At 61.6% G+C, this 13,837-nt stretch carries 15 protein-coding genes; 7 read left to right on the top strand and 8 right to left on the bottom strand.

The window, feature by feature from the left end; translation table 11 throughout:
• The first annotated feature begins 25 nt into the window (after positions 1-25).
• From Q7P63_06435 to Q7P63_06420, 4 genes are all read left to right on the top strand, one after another.
• A complete protein-coding gene (locus Q7P63_06435; protein MDP0499723.1) occupies positions 26-739 on the top strand; it encodes a YggS family pyridoxal phosphate-dependent enzyme in 714 nt (237 codons plus the stop codon).
• A gap of 383 nt (positions 740-1,122) precedes the next feature.
• Positions 1,123-1,992, top strand: a complete 870-nt coding sequence (locus Q7P63_06430) for a transglutaminase-like domain-containing protein (protein MDP0499722.1) — start codon at positions 1,123-1,125, stop codon at positions 1,990-1,992.
• Complete coding sequence (locus Q7P63_06425; GenBank protein MDP0499721.1) at positions 1,979-2,920, top strand: shikimate dehydrogenase; 942 nt, start codon at positions 1,979-1,981, stop codon at positions 2,918-2,920. The genes Q7P63_06430 and Q7P63_06425 overlap by 14 nt, the downstream gene beginning before the upstream one ends.
• A 6-nt stretch (positions 2,921-2,926) precedes the next feature.
• Complete coding sequence (locus Q7P63_06420) at positions 2,927-3,871, top strand: prepilin peptidase (GenBank protein ID MDP0499720.1); 945 nt, start codon at positions 2,927-2,929, stop codon at positions 3,869-3,871.
• Positions 3,872-3,935: 64 nt separating this feature from the next.
• Here Q7P63_06420 and Q7P63_06415 read toward each other — a convergent pair whose 3' ends face one another.
• Entirely contained in the window at positions 3,936-4,541 is a 606-nt protein-coding gene (locus tag Q7P63_06415) for a hypothetical protein (protein ID MDP0499719.1), read from the bottom strand.
• A gap of 239 nt (positions 4,542-4,780) precedes the next feature.
• Positions 4,781-5,380: a PEP-CTERM sorting domain-containing protein gene (locus Q7P63_06410; protein MDP0499718.1), complete on the bottom strand. Its 600-nt coding sequence runs from the start codon at positions 5,378-5,380 to the stop codon at positions 4,781-4,783.
• Between the two features lie 139 nt (positions 5,381-5,519).
• Between Q7P63_06410 and Q7P63_06405 the strand changes: the two genes are divergently transcribed.
• Positions 5,520-6,464 (top strand): class I SAM-dependent methyltransferase, encoded by a 945-nt coding sequence (locus Q7P63_06405; GenBank protein ID MDP0499717.1) that lies wholly within the window; start codon positions 5,520-5,522, stop codon positions 6,462-6,464.
• Here Q7P63_06405 and Q7P63_06400 read toward each other — a convergent pair whose 3' ends face one another.
• From Q7P63_06400 to Q7P63_06390, 3 genes are read right to left on the bottom strand one after another with little or no spacing between them, the layout of a single operon-like run.
• Entirely contained in the window at positions 6,465-7,154 is a 690-nt protein-coding gene (locus Q7P63_06400; GenBank protein ID MDP0499716.1) for a tail fiber protein, read from the bottom strand. It lies immediately after the preceding gene.
• Positions 7,155-7,208: 54 nt separating this feature from the next.
• Complete coding sequence (locus Q7P63_06395) at positions 7,209-7,922, bottom strand: tail fiber protein (GenBank protein ID MDP0499715.1); 714 nt, start codon at positions 7,920-7,922, stop codon at positions 7,209-7,211.
• A gap of 47 nt (positions 7,923-7,969) precedes the next feature.
• The gene (locus tag Q7P63_06390; protein MDP0499714.1) at positions 7,970-8,653 is read right to left on the bottom strand and encodes a tail fiber protein; all 684 of its coding nucleotides are present in this window, start codon (positions 8,651-8,653) and stop codon (positions 7,970-7,972) included.
• A 232-nt stretch (positions 8,654-8,885) separates the two neighbouring features.
• On the opposite strand from Q7P63_06390, the gene nadA reads away from it, so the two are divergent.
• Together nadA and Q7P63_06380 are read left to right on the top strand one after the other, a co-directional pair.
• The gene (gene nadA, locus Q7P63_06385) at positions 8,886-9,893 is read left to right on the top strand and encodes a quinolinate synthase NadA (protein ID MDP0499713.1); all 1,008 of its coding nucleotides are present in this window, start codon (positions 8,886-8,888) and stop codon (positions 9,891-9,893) included.
• Positions 9,893-11,116 carry an MFS transporter gene (locus tag Q7P63_06380; GenBank protein ID MDP0499712.1) on the top strand — a complete coding sequence of 408 codons (1,224 nt, stop codon included), beginning with the start codon at positions 9,893-9,895 and terminating at the stop codon, positions 11,114-11,116. The genes nadA and Q7P63_06380 overlap by 1 nt, the downstream gene beginning before the upstream one ends.
• A gap of 77 nt (positions 11,117-11,193) precedes the next feature.
• Here Q7P63_06380 and Q7P63_06375 read toward each other — a convergent pair whose 3' ends face one another.
• From Q7P63_06375 to Q7P63_06365, 3 genes are all read right to left on the bottom strand, one after another.
• Positions 11,194-12,165, bottom strand: coding sequence for a hypothetical protein (locus tag Q7P63_06375; protein MDP0499711.1), 972 nt, complete (start codon positions 12,163-12,165; stop codon positions 11,194-11,196).
• Positions 12,166-12,406: 241 nt separating this feature from the next.
• Positions 12,407-13,411: a M23 family metallopeptidase gene (locus tag Q7P63_06370; GenBank protein MDP0499710.1), complete on the bottom strand. Its 1,005-nt coding sequence runs from the start codon at positions 13,409-13,411 to the stop codon at positions 12,407-12,409.
• A gap of 47 nt (positions 13,412-13,458) precedes the next feature.
• Entirely contained in the window at positions 13,459-13,821 is a 363-nt protein-coding gene (locus Q7P63_06365) for a tetratricopeptide repeat protein (GenBank protein MDP0499709.1), read from the bottom strand.
• Positions 13,822-13,837: the final 16 nt, after the last annotated feature.

Raw genomic sequence — 13,837 nt, 5'->3', positions numbered from 1 at the left:
ATATAATAATAGCTAATCCAAAAAGATGCTAGCAGAAGAACAATTGGATGCTAATGCAGATTTCCTGCGCCGATTAGGGTCGCTTCGGTCCAAGATAAGCGAGGCTTGTGAACGTTGTGGCCGTGCGTCGCATGAAGTTGAGCTTATGCCCGTCACGAAGACCTGGGGGCCTGAAGTCATCGCCTGGTGTGCGGCGGCAGGTCTCCACCGGGTGGGCGAAAACCGCGTGCAGGAAGCGCTCGAAAAACAACAGCAGGCCACTGCCTCGGTGGGCTGGGAGCTGATTGGGCACCTCCAGTCCAACAAGGCCAAGCTCGCGGTCGCCCACTTCGCCCGGGTCCAGAGCGTCGACAGCGCCAAACTCCTGCGCCAGCTCGATCGCTATGCCGGGGAGGAAGCCAAACGCTTTTCGGTTTTGTTGCAAGTCAATGCGGGAGACGATCCGGCGAAATTTGGCGTCTCCGTCGACGAAGCGCCGGCGCTGCTCGAAGCCGCCCTTGCCTGCGAGCACCTGCAGGTCGACGGCCTTATGACCATCGCTCCGCTCGACAACGACGACCTGGCCGTGGCCCGCCGCTGCTTCGCCCGCTTGCGCGAGACCCGCGACCGCCTGGCGCACGACTTCGGCACCCCGCTCCCCGTCCTCTCCATGGGCATGAGCGGCGACTGGGCCGAAGCCATCGCCGAAGGCAGCACCCTCATCCGCGTCGGCAGCGCCCTCTTTGGGCACCGGGGCTAGCAGCTGCATGGAAGCGCCGAGCCGAGACTTCTGGAAACGGACCGCTGTCATCGTAGGCAGGGTGCTGGGCTGGATCGCTTTGGCGGGAATCGTGTTGTGGTCGTTTATGGTCTGCTACTATCTGGGCTGGCTGACCTGCCTACCGTCAACTTCCCCCAAGATTTGAGCCAGATCCACTTGCATTTCTATTTTTACTTCGGTGCCTTTCTGGTCTCGGTGGCGCTTCTGATCTTTTGGCCCATCTATCTTGCTATCCGTCGCTGGGGCGCAAAGGGGGCTACCTGATTCCCTCCGCGATCCCCCCGCTTTGCCGTTCGACATCCGCATACTCCGCCTGCGCTTTGGTGTTGCGGGGCGGAGGCCGTTTTTGTTGAGTAGAGGTTGTGGCAAATCGTATCCTCAGTGCCGACCGCGAAGCGGCCCTCATCTCCCTGCTCGACGACGCCTCGCCGGTCGTGCAGGAGGCGTTGGTGGCAGAGTTGAAGCGCCTGGGAGACGTGGGCGTCAGCGTCTTGCGCAAAGCCATCCGGGAGGAGAACGACCAGCGCGTGATGGCCGCCCAGCGCCTGTTGACGCAGATCGAAGGCCCCGACCCGGTGGCCGAAGTGGTGCGCTTTATCGAAAGCCTGCACTACGAGTTGGAGACGGGCATGATTCTCCTCAACCGCGCCGCCCGCCCCGAGCTGGATGTGGGCGTCGTAGGCCGCCAGCTCGACGCGATTGCGCAACGCTGCATGGAGCTGAGCCCGCAGCCCAGCACGCCTTGGGAGCGCTGTAAGGTGATCAACCGCGTGCTCTTCCACGAATACGGTTTTCGCGCCAACGTGGAGGACCCGGAAGACCCGCACAACAACCTCATCGGCTCGGTGCTGATGCGGCGCAAGGGTGGGGCCCTCATGCTCAGCGTCGTCTACCTGCTGGTGGCCGAGCGCTGCCTGCTCGACCTCGCGCCGGTGAGCCTGCCCGCGCATTTCCTCGTCGCCCACTTTCGCGAAGGCATCCCCTTTTACATCGACGCGATGGAGCGCGGCCGCTTCCGCCTGCCCGACGAAGTCGAAGGCATGCTGAACAAGGACCAGCCGCTCCACCCGCTGCAAGTGATGGGGCCGGCCCCGGTGGGGGAAGTGCTCTGCCGCGCCTGCCGACAACTGGTGCACCAATACTCGCTGCGCAATAACCCACGGATGGCGAAGGTTTTCGCTGGCTTTGTGCGCACCTTTCAGGAGACTTACCGGCGTCATGCCGAGTCCTGAAACCCAGGTACCTCCCGATCGCCTTTACACGCTGGCCGACCTCGAAAGCTGGACCTTTGCCGGCCCATCGCTCGCCGTCATCGGCCATCCCGTAGCCCATTCGCTGAGCCCTGCCATGCACCGCGCCGCCTTGGCCGAGCTGGCGAAAACGCGCCCCGAGTTTGCCCAGTGGAGCTACTTCCGCATCGAGGTGGCGGCGGATCAACTACCCGAAGCCCTCCCGCTGTTTCGCGCGCGCGGCTTCGTCGGGCTCAACCTCACCGTGCCGCACAAAGTCCATGCGGTCGACCTCGTGACGGAGATCGACCCGATGGCAAAGAAGATGGGCGCGGTGAACACCATCGCGATCAGCCCCGACGGCTTCCACGGCTATAACTCCGACGGGCCCGGCCTCAGCCTCGCGGTGCAACAGGAGCTGCAGACGACCCTCGGCGCACGCGACGTCCTGATCATGGGCGCTGGCGGTGCTGCCCGTGCCGCCGCCGTCCAGGCACTGGAAGAAGGCTGCCCGCGCATCTGGATCGGCAATCGCAGCTATGAGCGCCTGCACGACCTGTTGAAGACGCTCTTGCCGCCGGTCATGATGCAGGAATCGCGCGTGAAGGGCTTCCTCTTCGATGAGCTGCCGGACGACCTCCCCAGCGCGCCCCTCATCATCAATGCGACCACGCAGGGCCTCAAACCGGCCGACCCGCTGCCGATGAGCCTCGACCGCTTTGGCGAGGGCACCAAAATTTACGACACCACCTACGGCTGCGCCAACGCCTGGAGCCGCACAGCCGATGCCAATGGCTGGGCCTACGCCGACGGCATCGGCATGCTCGTCGCGCAAGGCGTGATCTCGCTCGAACGCTGGACGCAGTGCAAGGTCTCGCAGCCCACGATGCGCTCCGCCGTCGCCCTGGCCCTGGCCGCCCGCCTCGCCTGATCCCCGATGGATCCGCTCGCCACCCTCTCGCTCATCTGGGCGTGCTACGCGTTCGTCTTTGGGGCCTGCATCGGCAGCTTCCTCAACGTCGTGATCTTGCGCCTGCCGCGTGGAGAAACGCTCGGCGGGCGCTCACACTGCCGCTGCGGTGCACTGATCAAGTGGCACGACAACATCCCGATCCTCGGCTGGATTTTCCTGCGTGGACGGGCCCGCTGCTGCGGTGCGCCCTTCAGCGTGCGTTATCCGGCGGTTGAGCTGATCACGGGGCTGCTCTTTCTCGGCCTGTGGCAGCAATACGAGCCCACGACGGCCGCCGCTTATGCGCTGTTCGCCTCCCTCATGGTCGTGGCAGCGGGGGTAGACCTCGATACGATGGAGATCCCCGACACCACCTCGATCGGCGGGTTCATCCTCGGGGTTTGGATCAGCATGTTCCTGCCCACGCTCCAGGGCGTCGATGGCGATCTTTTTGTCTTCGCCGCCTTCCAATCGGGCCTGCAAGCGCTGATCAACGGCCTGGTCTGCTCCGCCTTGATCCTGTGGATCGGCATCCTCAGCAGTGCCTTGCTCAAGAAGGAAACCATGGGCTTCGGCGACGTAAAGCTGATGGGCGCGATCGGGGCCTTCTGCGGTTGGCAAGGCGGCCTCTTCTCGATCTTCGGCGGTGCTACCCTCGGTCTCATCTGTCTCGCGCTTTGGCAAGGGCTACGGCTGGTTTTGCCAAAGCGAGCGGTTCAAGAGCCCTTCGTCGTGCCGGTTTCAGCCGAAGAAGGCTACCGCGAGGCCTTCGAGCTTGCGGCCAAGCACCCTGACGAGTGGGAGCTGGAAGCAAACTCGCCTATCCCCTTTGGCCCGATGCTGGCCGGCGGCGCACTTGTTTACCTGATCCTCCTGCGCGAGCCGGTGGACGCCTTTTTCGCCGAGCTGCAGGCGTTGATCCTGGGGTAAAGGCACAAAAAAGCGCAAGAGCGGTTGGAGCCCTTGCGCCAGAAAGAGAAGGCTTGGAAAAACCTTAGGCCTTGCGACGGCGCAACGCGACCGCGCCCAAGGCAAGTAAGCCCGCACCCAGTGCGTAGGTGGAAGGCTCGGGGATGACGGTGCCCACCACGGTCCATTGGCCGACTGCCGGCTCTGCATCGAAGGTGTAGCCCGGGAAGATGTTGCCTGTGGTGCCGATGGCAGGCAGCAGCTCTGCGAAGGCCGAGAAATCGAACACCGCTACGCCGGAAAAGGCGGGGCTCTCGTCGCTGAAAATCTGCGATTCGCCGGTCGCGGAAGAGTAGACGCTCAAGTCGTTGCCTACGCCGAACTCGACATCCTCGGCATACTCATAGGAGCCGAAGAGATCGTAAAGTGCGTTGGCATTGAGGAACGGGGTCATATTGCCCCCCACCGGCGTATCTTCGGCGATTGTGACCGAACTGGTGAAGAAGTTCTCGATCGTGATGCCACCCGAGATATCGGCATCGTAGATCGAATCGGCGGCGGCGAGGTTGTTGTTGGCCGTAAAGGTGACGGCGGCCGGGTTGCTGATGTCGATCTCCAGCAGCACCGCAGCATGCGCGGCGGCGGCGGCTCCGCAAAGGGCGAGGGAGGTGAAGGCGAGACGTGAGTCCATAAGCATGTCGATTGTAGTGAGTGAGGTTTCAGGCTGACCGCATGACAATGCGACAAGACGGACGTTTGGTCAAACGATTCGCCGGTCGGTTATAGGCTACGCAAATGCTGGGCGATAAGGCTGCCGCATGGGGCATGAGCACCCTAAGCGCTCGTCATTTCGGGAACACCGGCTGGGTACACGACAAAAAAGGCGCGAGAGCCAAGCCCTTGCGCCAGAAAGAGAAGAGGAGGGGGAGCTTAAGCCTTGCGACGGCGCAACGCAACCGCACCCAAGGCAAGCAGCCCAGCGCCCATTGCGTAGGTGGAAGGCTCGGGAATGGCGGCGCCTACCACGGTCCATTGGCCCACGGCGGGCTCTGCGTCGAAGGTGTAGCCCGGGAAGATGTTGCCGGTGGTGCCGATGGCAGGCAGCAGCTCGATGAAGGCCGAGAAGTCGAAGACTGCTTCGCCCGCGAAGGCGATGCTCTCGGTGCTGAAGATCTGGCTTTCGGAACTCTCGGAAGAATAGACGCTCAAGTCGTTGCCGGTGCCGAACTCGACGTTTTCGGCGTATTCATAGGAGCCGAAGAGATCGTAGAGGGCGTTGCCGTTGAGGAAGGGCGTCAGCGTGCCGCCGACGGGAGAATCCTGATTGATCGTGACCGAGCTGGTGAAGAAATTCTCGATCGTAATCCCCCCGTTGATACTGGCGGGGTAAACAGAGTCGGCGGCAGCAAGGTTGCCGGTGGCAGTAAAGCGAACGGCGGCGGGATTGCTGATGTCGATCTCCAGCAGGACGGCGGCCTGGGCAGAGATAGCGGCGCAGGTGGCCAGCGAGGCAAGGACGAGACGCTTCATAGGTAAGGGAAGGTTGGAGAGGGTGACTCAAGACACGTAAGTCACGGCCTTTATACTAGCGAAAACGTTCGAGAGTCAATGGATTTGTGGATGAGCCAAAGAGCTCGCGTCTCCGTAGGCTGCTGGCATACTCCTGACCATGTTGGCTACGCGATCGTTGCAAGACGTTACCCAAGGTATGCTCGAAGACCGGCTGGACGCGTTTGCATTTGCTGAAGCCCTTCGTGCGCACTTCGCGGGTGAGGCAGGAATGCCGCCGGATACGACCGAGATTACAACCCGGGAGGGCATTGCGCTCTCGCCGAGCGGAGCCGCCGCTTGTATCGACGACGTGCACCGCACCCGCAAGTTTATCCGCGGCATCCATGCGGCCATTCGCGATGCGTTGACGCGAAAGGCTCGCCTGCGTGTGCTTTACGTCGGCCCCGGTCCCTACGGAACGCTTTTGACGCCGTTGCTGGCGCTGTGGGGGCCTCTGCCCTTCGAGCAGGTCGACCTGGTGGAGATCAACCCCCAATCGGCCCGGACGCTGGCGCGGTGGCTGGATACGCTCGATTTTCCGCCAGGCCGCTTGAGGCTGCACGAAGGCAGCCTGCTGGAATTTGCTCCGGAGGCTGGCTACGACCTGATTGTCTGCGAAGTCATGGCCCGCGCGCTCACGCGGGAGCCGCAAGTGGCGTTGACTCGGCACGCTCGGCAGTTCCTTGCCCCGAGGGGTATTTTTATCCCGGAGGAAATCCGGCTGAGCTGGGCAATTTCCAGCCAGGGAAAAGAGCCGGAATGGCCTGACCGCTATCCCCATGCCGGACCAGAGCACCCATGTGGCGCGCCACTGGGCGTGCTCTCGATGGCACAGGACATCCCTGCCACGACAGCGGTGGAGGTCGAGCGACGCTATCACCCCGGGCAAGAGCTGCTCCTCTTCACCACGGTGAAGGCCTATGGTGAAGAGGAACTGAAAGAAGGGGAGTCGCTGATCACGAATCCCCTGTGCGTTTTTTCCAATTTCCGCCGCTTTCCCAGTCGGCTATACCTCGACTATATCACCGGCCGCCTACCGGGGTGGCGAGTGCGGGAAGATTGATCAAGGCCGTGGCGGATAGAGGCCGTTGACGCAGATGATGAAGTTGAGCGCCAGAAAGGGCTGCATGTTGTCATGCCCGATGGGTCCTCCTCCCGTCGCGGCATTCGTGATGCCGAGGTTTCCGGTCACGCCCACATCCGGTAGTGGGAGAGAGGTCTGCGAGGTGACAGAAGCCGCGTTCAGCGCGACATTGGGCGCATTGGTATTGTAGGTGTCGCAGACCGTGGTGGTGCGGCCGCCGCTCATGACGGTGGTGCCGAGGCTGGCTCCGGCCGTTGCCGCAGGTTGGGTGGCGTTTTGATCACTCACGTGCAGGCTGCTCGTGGTGCTTGCGCTGTTCAAGGCGAGGGAGGTGCTGGCCTTGAGCGCCATGCTGGCCACTACCGCCGCATGGGTGTGGATGGGCATCTGGTTTGACTGGATCGCTACCGTCTGTGAGCCCACCGCCTGCCCAATTTGGTGGTAGATGGCGGAGCCGGGCATTTGCCCTGTATGGATGGGGATGTTGGCGCGGAGGTCCGGGAGGTTGAAATAGGGCTGGCCGTTGCCGCCGTAGGTCGTGCCGATCAGGCTGAAAAGAGCTTGGTATTGGCTGACCAGCAGCGCAGTGCCATCGCAGAACATCCAACCGGAAGGAGCGTAGTTGCCGGCAAAAATCTCTACGCTGCCAATGTAATTTTCGTCGTCCATAGGGAAAAATAGAAAAAGTGAAAAGGCTGATTTTCTTGAGTAGATATGTGCGGATTACGAGGGCCGCACCGGGTAAAGCCCATTTGTGCAGATGAGGAACCGGAGCGCCATGCAGGGCTGAATATTGGCGTGGGGGCTGGATTGCCCTTCCGGCAGGTTCGGATCACCGCCCGCCAGCGAATTGACGATGTTGACCGTGCCGGTGACCCCGACGTTCTTCAGGGTGACGCTGGTGGTGGATGTAATGCTGGCGCTGTTGAGCTCTACGTTGGGCGTCAGATTGTTGTAGGTATTGCAGGGCGTATTGGAGCGCGAGCCCGGCAACACGGTGGTGCCAAGGCTGCTGCCGGCGGTGGCCGTAGGCTGAGTGGCATTCTGGTCGCTCACGTTCAGCACGCTGGTGGTGGAGGTTCCCACCAGCGCCAGACTGCTCTGAGCTACCAGAGGGCTTACGGTTGAGGTGACGGCGTGGGTGTGGGCGGGCATCTGGGGGATCGTTAGAGAGACGATCTCCTGTCCTCCCATCATCGACTGTAGAAAGCTGTAAAAGGTACCGGGGCGAGAATCGCGATGCAGGGGGACTCGCCCGCGTAGATCGGGTAACGCAAAGTTGGTGCGTCCATCGCCGCCATACATGGTGCCGATGATCGAGTAGAGGGCTTCGTTGCCTGCGATGCTCAGTAACGTACCGTCGCATGTTGCCCAGTTGGCGGGGTTGTAAGGGCCTCCGAAAATGGCAATATTGCCGATATAGCTATCAGGTCCCATAATGAAAAAGTTTTGAGGTAAAAGAGTGGTTGTGTCTGGATGGGCGGCTAAGGGCGCGCGGGGTATATGCCGTCGTAGCAGATCGCGAAGACGAGCGGGAGCGAAGGCTGCATGTTGCTGTGCGGCGCAACTGGGTTGCCCCCGGCATTTCCATTCTGGACCGCTACCGTTCCCAGGACGTCCACGTCGTGCAGGTAGACGTTAGTGGTCGAGGTCACGGAAGCACTGTTGAGCTCCACGTTGGGTGCATTGGTGTTGTAAGTCTGGCAACGAGTCCCATTGACCACGGTGGTGCCCAGGCTGTCGCCTGCCGCTGCAGTCGTGTGGGTGGCATCCTGATCGCTTACGAACAGCTTGCTCGTAGTGGTGGCGCTGGCGGAGATCTGCCCGGTTTGCGCCGTCAATGCGCTCGTGTTGACCACCGCTGCGTGGGTGTGGCGCGGCAGTTGCGTTATGTTCAGCATCACGCTTTCCACCCCCACAGTCATACCCTGATTGAAGTTGAGGTAAGATCCCGGGCGGGGGACAAAATGGTAGGGTGCGCGCCCGCGCAGATCTGGCAGGTAGAATTGCGTGGAGCCGGGAGGGCCATAGGTAAAGCCTATGACTGCGAAAAGGGCTTGGTATTGCGCTATTTGCAGCACTTGTCCGTTGCACGGCATCCAGCCATCTGGAATATACTGCACTCCGGCATAGAGGCCGATTTGCCCGATGTAACAATTAGGTCCCATAGATAAGGAGGAGTTGTGGGTTAAGGGGTAGGTTTGGACCTTGATTCTGATCGGAATGCAGTATGCGTTGCAATTCAATTTAAACGCGGTTATGTTAAACATCACTTTCAGCTGTTAAACGGCGATCATAACTTGATCTAGTACAAGCAAATGCTCATGGCGTGTGGGAGCCGCAACTTTTCGCCAAGGTCGGGTGCTTGGGCTTTTCTCTGGGCTTGCACCGCGTAAGGGGGTGGACTACCTTGTCTGGATCATGGCCCTTGGCACCCTCAATTATGAGCCGCAGATCTATCCTCCGATTACGGAGCCGGCGCCCTTGTCGCCGCTGCAGGAGGAGATTCTGGAGCTCAAGCGTCAGCGCAACGCGGTCATTCTGGCCCACAATTACCAGATCGAGCCGATCCAGCGGATTGCCGACTACCTGGGCGACTCGCTCGGGCTGGCTTATGAAGCCGCCAACGCCGATGCCGACGTGATCCTCTTCTGTGGCGTCCACTTCATGGCCGAAACGGCCAAGATCGTGAACCCACAGCGCACCGTGATCCTGCCCGACGCCGAGGCCGGTTGCTCGCTGAGCGATTCGTGCCCGCCTGAAAAGCTGAAGGCTTATCAGGACGCCAACCCAGGCCTCTACACCGTCGCCTACATCAACTGCTCGGCGGCCGTGAAGGCCCTCGCCGACGTCATCGTCACCAGCGGCAACGCGGTCAAGATCGTCGAGCAAATCCCCGCCGACCGGGAGATCCTCTTTGTGCCCGACCAGAACCTCGGCGCCTGGGTCTCGCGTCAAACGGGCCGCCAGATGCGCCTGTGGCCAGGCTCGTGCTACGCCCACGTGCTCTTTACCACTCGCGCGATCGAAAAGGTGCGCAGCCAGTTCCCCGACGCCCCCGTCGTGGCCCACCCGGAGTGCACCCAAGCCGTGCGTGACCTGGCCGACGAGGTGTGCTCGACCGAAAAGATGGTCCAGTTTTGCAAGGCGACCCCGGCCGAACGCATCATCGTGGTGACGGAGTCGGGCATGATCCACCGCCTGCAGCGCGAGATCCCGCACAAGACCTTCATCGCCGGGCCCACCGATACCTGTGCTTGCAATAACTGCCGCTACATGAAGATGAACACGCTCGAAAAAGTCCGCGATGCGCTGCTCAACCTCGAGCCGCGCATCGAGATGGAAGAAAGCGTGCGCCAACGGGCCGAGCTGCCCATCCGGCGCATGCTCGAGTGGAGTAAGCGTTAGTGAGCAAGACGGCGACGCTGGGGCCGCCGGTCGAGCCGGCGCCCGAGATCGTCCGGCAGACGTTTCGCTGGGACATGTTGCGCGGGGCGAGCCAAGGCGTGCTCGAAAGCGTGCAGCAAGCCTTTGCGCTCGTCATCGCCATCCGCGTCTTTCACGCCAGCGAAATGCTCAAGCCCTTTGTGGCGGCGGGGTGGGGGCTCGGGCTGCTGTTCGGGCCTTTTATCATGCCCCTGCTCGGGCGCCTGCCGCTGCGGCCCTCTTCGCTCGCGGCGCTTTGCTGGCTGTTGACGGGCGCGGCTTTGGCGCTCTCGGCCATGATGCCGACGATCCAGACGTATGTGATCGTGGTGCTGTGCGCGCAGTTCCTCATGGCGCAAAACGTGCCGCTGATCACGCAGCTGCTGTCGGATAATTACCCGGCCAGCCAGCGGGGCAAGCGCCTCGCGATGAGCAACCTCATGCTTGCGCTCTCCGGCGTGGGGGCCGCCACTATCTTCGGCTGGCTGCTCGATGCCAACCTCGACTACTATCGCATCGTATTGCTGATTTCGGCCGCTGTCGCCTGGGCGGGCGCCTTTGCCTTCTGGCGAATCCCCTCGAGCCGCGATGCCGCGCCGCGCGTTCGCAACCCGCTGGAGCACCTTGAGCTGGTCCGCAAAGACACGATCTTTCGCCAGATGCTGATCGGCTGGATGTTCATGGGGCTGGGCAACCTCATGATGCTGCCCCTGCGGGCCGAATACCTCGCCAATCCCGCTTACGGCCTCCAGCTCTCCAATACCGAGATCAGCCTCCTGCTGGTCACTTACGTCGCGGTATTCCGCATCCTCTCGACCTTCGTCTGGGGATACCTCTTCGACCGCTTCGATCTCATTTACACGCGGATTGCGGTCAATCTCAGCTTCATGGCCTACATCCTCATCTTCTTCCATGCGCAGGAGATGTGGCAACTGGTCATCGGCTCGCTGTTTTTCGGGATCGCGACGGGCGGCGGCGGGATCCTGTGGCAGATCTGGGTGACGAAGGTCGCTCCGCCTCACCTCGTCGGAGCCTACATGAGCATCCACGGCGGCTTTACTGGCTTGCGCTCGACCTTCGCCCCCTTCCTCGGCTTTGGTATCCTCGCCTGGGCGCAACCATCGGCCGCCGCCTGGACGAGTAGTGCGCTGATTCTCATCTCGTCCCTCCTCTTCCTGCCGCTGCGCAAGAAACTCCCTTCCTGAAGCAGATAACAAGAAGGCCGTTCCTCGGGGGAACGGCCTTCGACACCTCTATTCAACTGCTTCTAAGCTACTGCTGTCTATTCAACTTCCAATTCGTTGCGAATCTGCATCGCGGTGGAGTTCCGCAGAGCCTGCTCGATGGCTTGCTTGCTCTCCTGGGAAGACACTTGGCCTTCCAGCACGATCACATTGCCATCACGGTTGATCTGGACTTGGCGCAGATCGTCCTGAGCTTCCGGGCTGCTGCTGAGTTGCTGATGCAACGCATCCTTCAGGCCCAAGGGCTCGGCGGTGGTAACGGTGCCGGAGGTGGCATCGTCAGCCGGCGAAGCGGTTTCGAAATACGTGCGGGTCGTCTGGCCTTCATTCAGCGCGGCCACCACTTCGTTGTTACGGAAGAGGCCGACGCCGTTGTGGCGCGATTGGATCCGGCGGGCTTCATTCGGGCGCAAGGCCATGGAGCGCTCGATCAGCTGTTCCTGCGTCAAGTTGCTCTCGTTCATGGCCACGCTGGTGGTGCGTTCACGCGGGAAGTCCTGCGCGGTGGTCGCCGGGGCCGTTGCCTCGTTGGAGACAAGCGCCTCGTTGGGCAGATAACGCGTATCCCCTTGGTTGGCGGGCAGGGCGGCCAGTTGGTCGTGGACACCCGGGGTCACCGTGGCGTAGGCGGCGATGCCTTCGTCGTGGAATTCCACATCGCGGGCGTCGACGCGGATCGAGTCGCCGAGCGTGTTTTCCGGCGTGATGGCCGCGACTTCGTAGGCCATCGTATCGCTGTTGGCGTCGCGATGGACCTGAGTCACGCGGCCCAGCATCTTGCCATCGGGGCCGTAGACTTCGGCGCCCAGTTGCGGATCATAATCGCGAGCGGCGACTTCCATGCCTTCCTGGGGCATGCTGGCCTGCATCGGCGCTTGTTCCTGCTGGTAGGCGCGGTAAATGGGAGTGCTGTGGCCCTTTTGGCGGGCATTGTCGAAGTTGGATTGGGCAAAGAGTCCTCCGGCCAGCAGCATGGTCGTGGTCAGGGCGAAGATTTGTTGATTTTTCATGGCTGTTGAGGCGTTAAGGTTTGCCCCTTTATATAACATAAGCCATGCCAACTTTGTGCGCCGCTTGCTCTAAGCCCTTGGAATCTCGGGATTTATCGCTTCGGAACCCCTCTCCGCAAAAAATACCTTTCGATCCTGGGGCTGCTTTTTGCATCTAGGGGTGTGCCCTAGATGGCGTTTTGCAATTAAAGATCTGTAAACACTTGAACGGTAGCAGCTAGCTGCAGCTGCGGCAGGAAAATCAGTCCCGCAAATTGAAGATCAGGGCCAGCCATTCACTGCCATCCTGGTTCACATTTGCAGTGGTGCCATTCCATTTCACCAGATCGCGGCAGCCAAACTTGTCGAGCTCGTCCGGATTCACGGCCACGACCTTCACGGTGCCCAATTCGCCCAGCGATTCGGCCTCGGCAGCCTGCAGTGGGCGGAGGTTGAGCGGAAATCCGTAACCCGTGAGCGTGACTTCCCAGCCCAGCACCTGCGAGGGCACCGAGCCTTCCAGCAGCGCCGGGTAGCGCTTGACCAAGTCGGGCACCTTGTTGGTGCGGAGCTGCAGGATGGCCGCCGGAGGCAGGCTGCCCAAATAGGCCTTCAGGTCCGTCACCTCGCCTTTGAAGTGTTGGTAGAAGTCCTGCGGATCGAGCCCCACCAGATTCATGCCGTTCCAGATCCCGTGCTCGTTTTTGGAGCCGAAGGGCTGGCGGTCGTACCACGCCTGAAAGTTGTCCGACAGGCGCACACCGATCTCCAGGTGCACGTGGGCGCGCTCGCGCGGAATACTGTAGGTGGCGCTGCGCCCGAGCACGCCCAAAGTGTCGCCCAGCTCGACCTGCTGGCCCACTTGCAGGCCGTCTTCGATCGAGCGGAGGTGCGCGTAAAGGGTGTAGAGCGCGGGCGAAAGGTCGGGGTGCTCGACCACCACGTAGCGCCCGTAGGAGCTGTGGCCTGCGATCGGGCTGATGTGGACGACCTTGCCCCTCATCACGGCCTTGACGGGGTCGGTGGCCTCGCGGCGGTTGTCCCATTGGGTAGCCGCAATGTCGATGGCCTCGTGGAAGCGATGGCCGCTGTTGCGTACGCAGCCAAATAGGGCTGAATTGGGATCGCCCGTGGCGGTGGCCTGCGCCCAGGCTTCCAGCTGATCGCCCTGAATGATAGAGGGGCCGCCGATGGGCCAGGCGAGGGGCAGCGCAGCGAGGCGGAGATTAAAAAGGAGGAGAGCGGCGGAGAGCGAAAGTTTGCGCATTTAAATCAGATGGGTGATCACGATGGGAGCGGCCAAGAGTAGGGCACCTAGCGGCGGATTTCGAATTCCGCCAGCAGATTGATGAAAGGCGGGAAACCTTTCAACCCCTGCAAGTCCTCATCCCGCAGCATCCATTCGTAATCGCTGTAGCCCTTTTGCAGGGCTACGCGCAGCCGCTCCACGGCGGCGTCTTTCCGGCCCGCCAGTGCGAGGCTGCAGGCCAGGTTGTAGTGGTGGGTAGCGTTGCCCGGGCACAGCTCCACCAGCCGCTCGTCCATCTGCAAGCCGTCGTCGATCCGGCCCGCCCGGGTGTAATAGCCCGCGAGCATCTCCATAATGTCGGCGTCCTGCGGCAGTTGCCGGAGCACGCTCTCGCAAAACGCGATTTCAAACTGCAGATTCTCCGCCATTGGTACCGCTACCTTA

It is taken from the genome of Verrucomicrobiota bacterium JB022 (genome assembly GCA_030673845.1).
Classification (GTDB): domain Bacteria; phylum Verrucomicrobiota; class Verrucomicrobiia; order Opitutales; family Oceanipulchritudinaceae; genus WOUP01.
The sequence above is the reverse complement of the archived record's forward strand: the minus strand, read 5'-3'. Positions and strand labels throughout refer to the sequence as shown.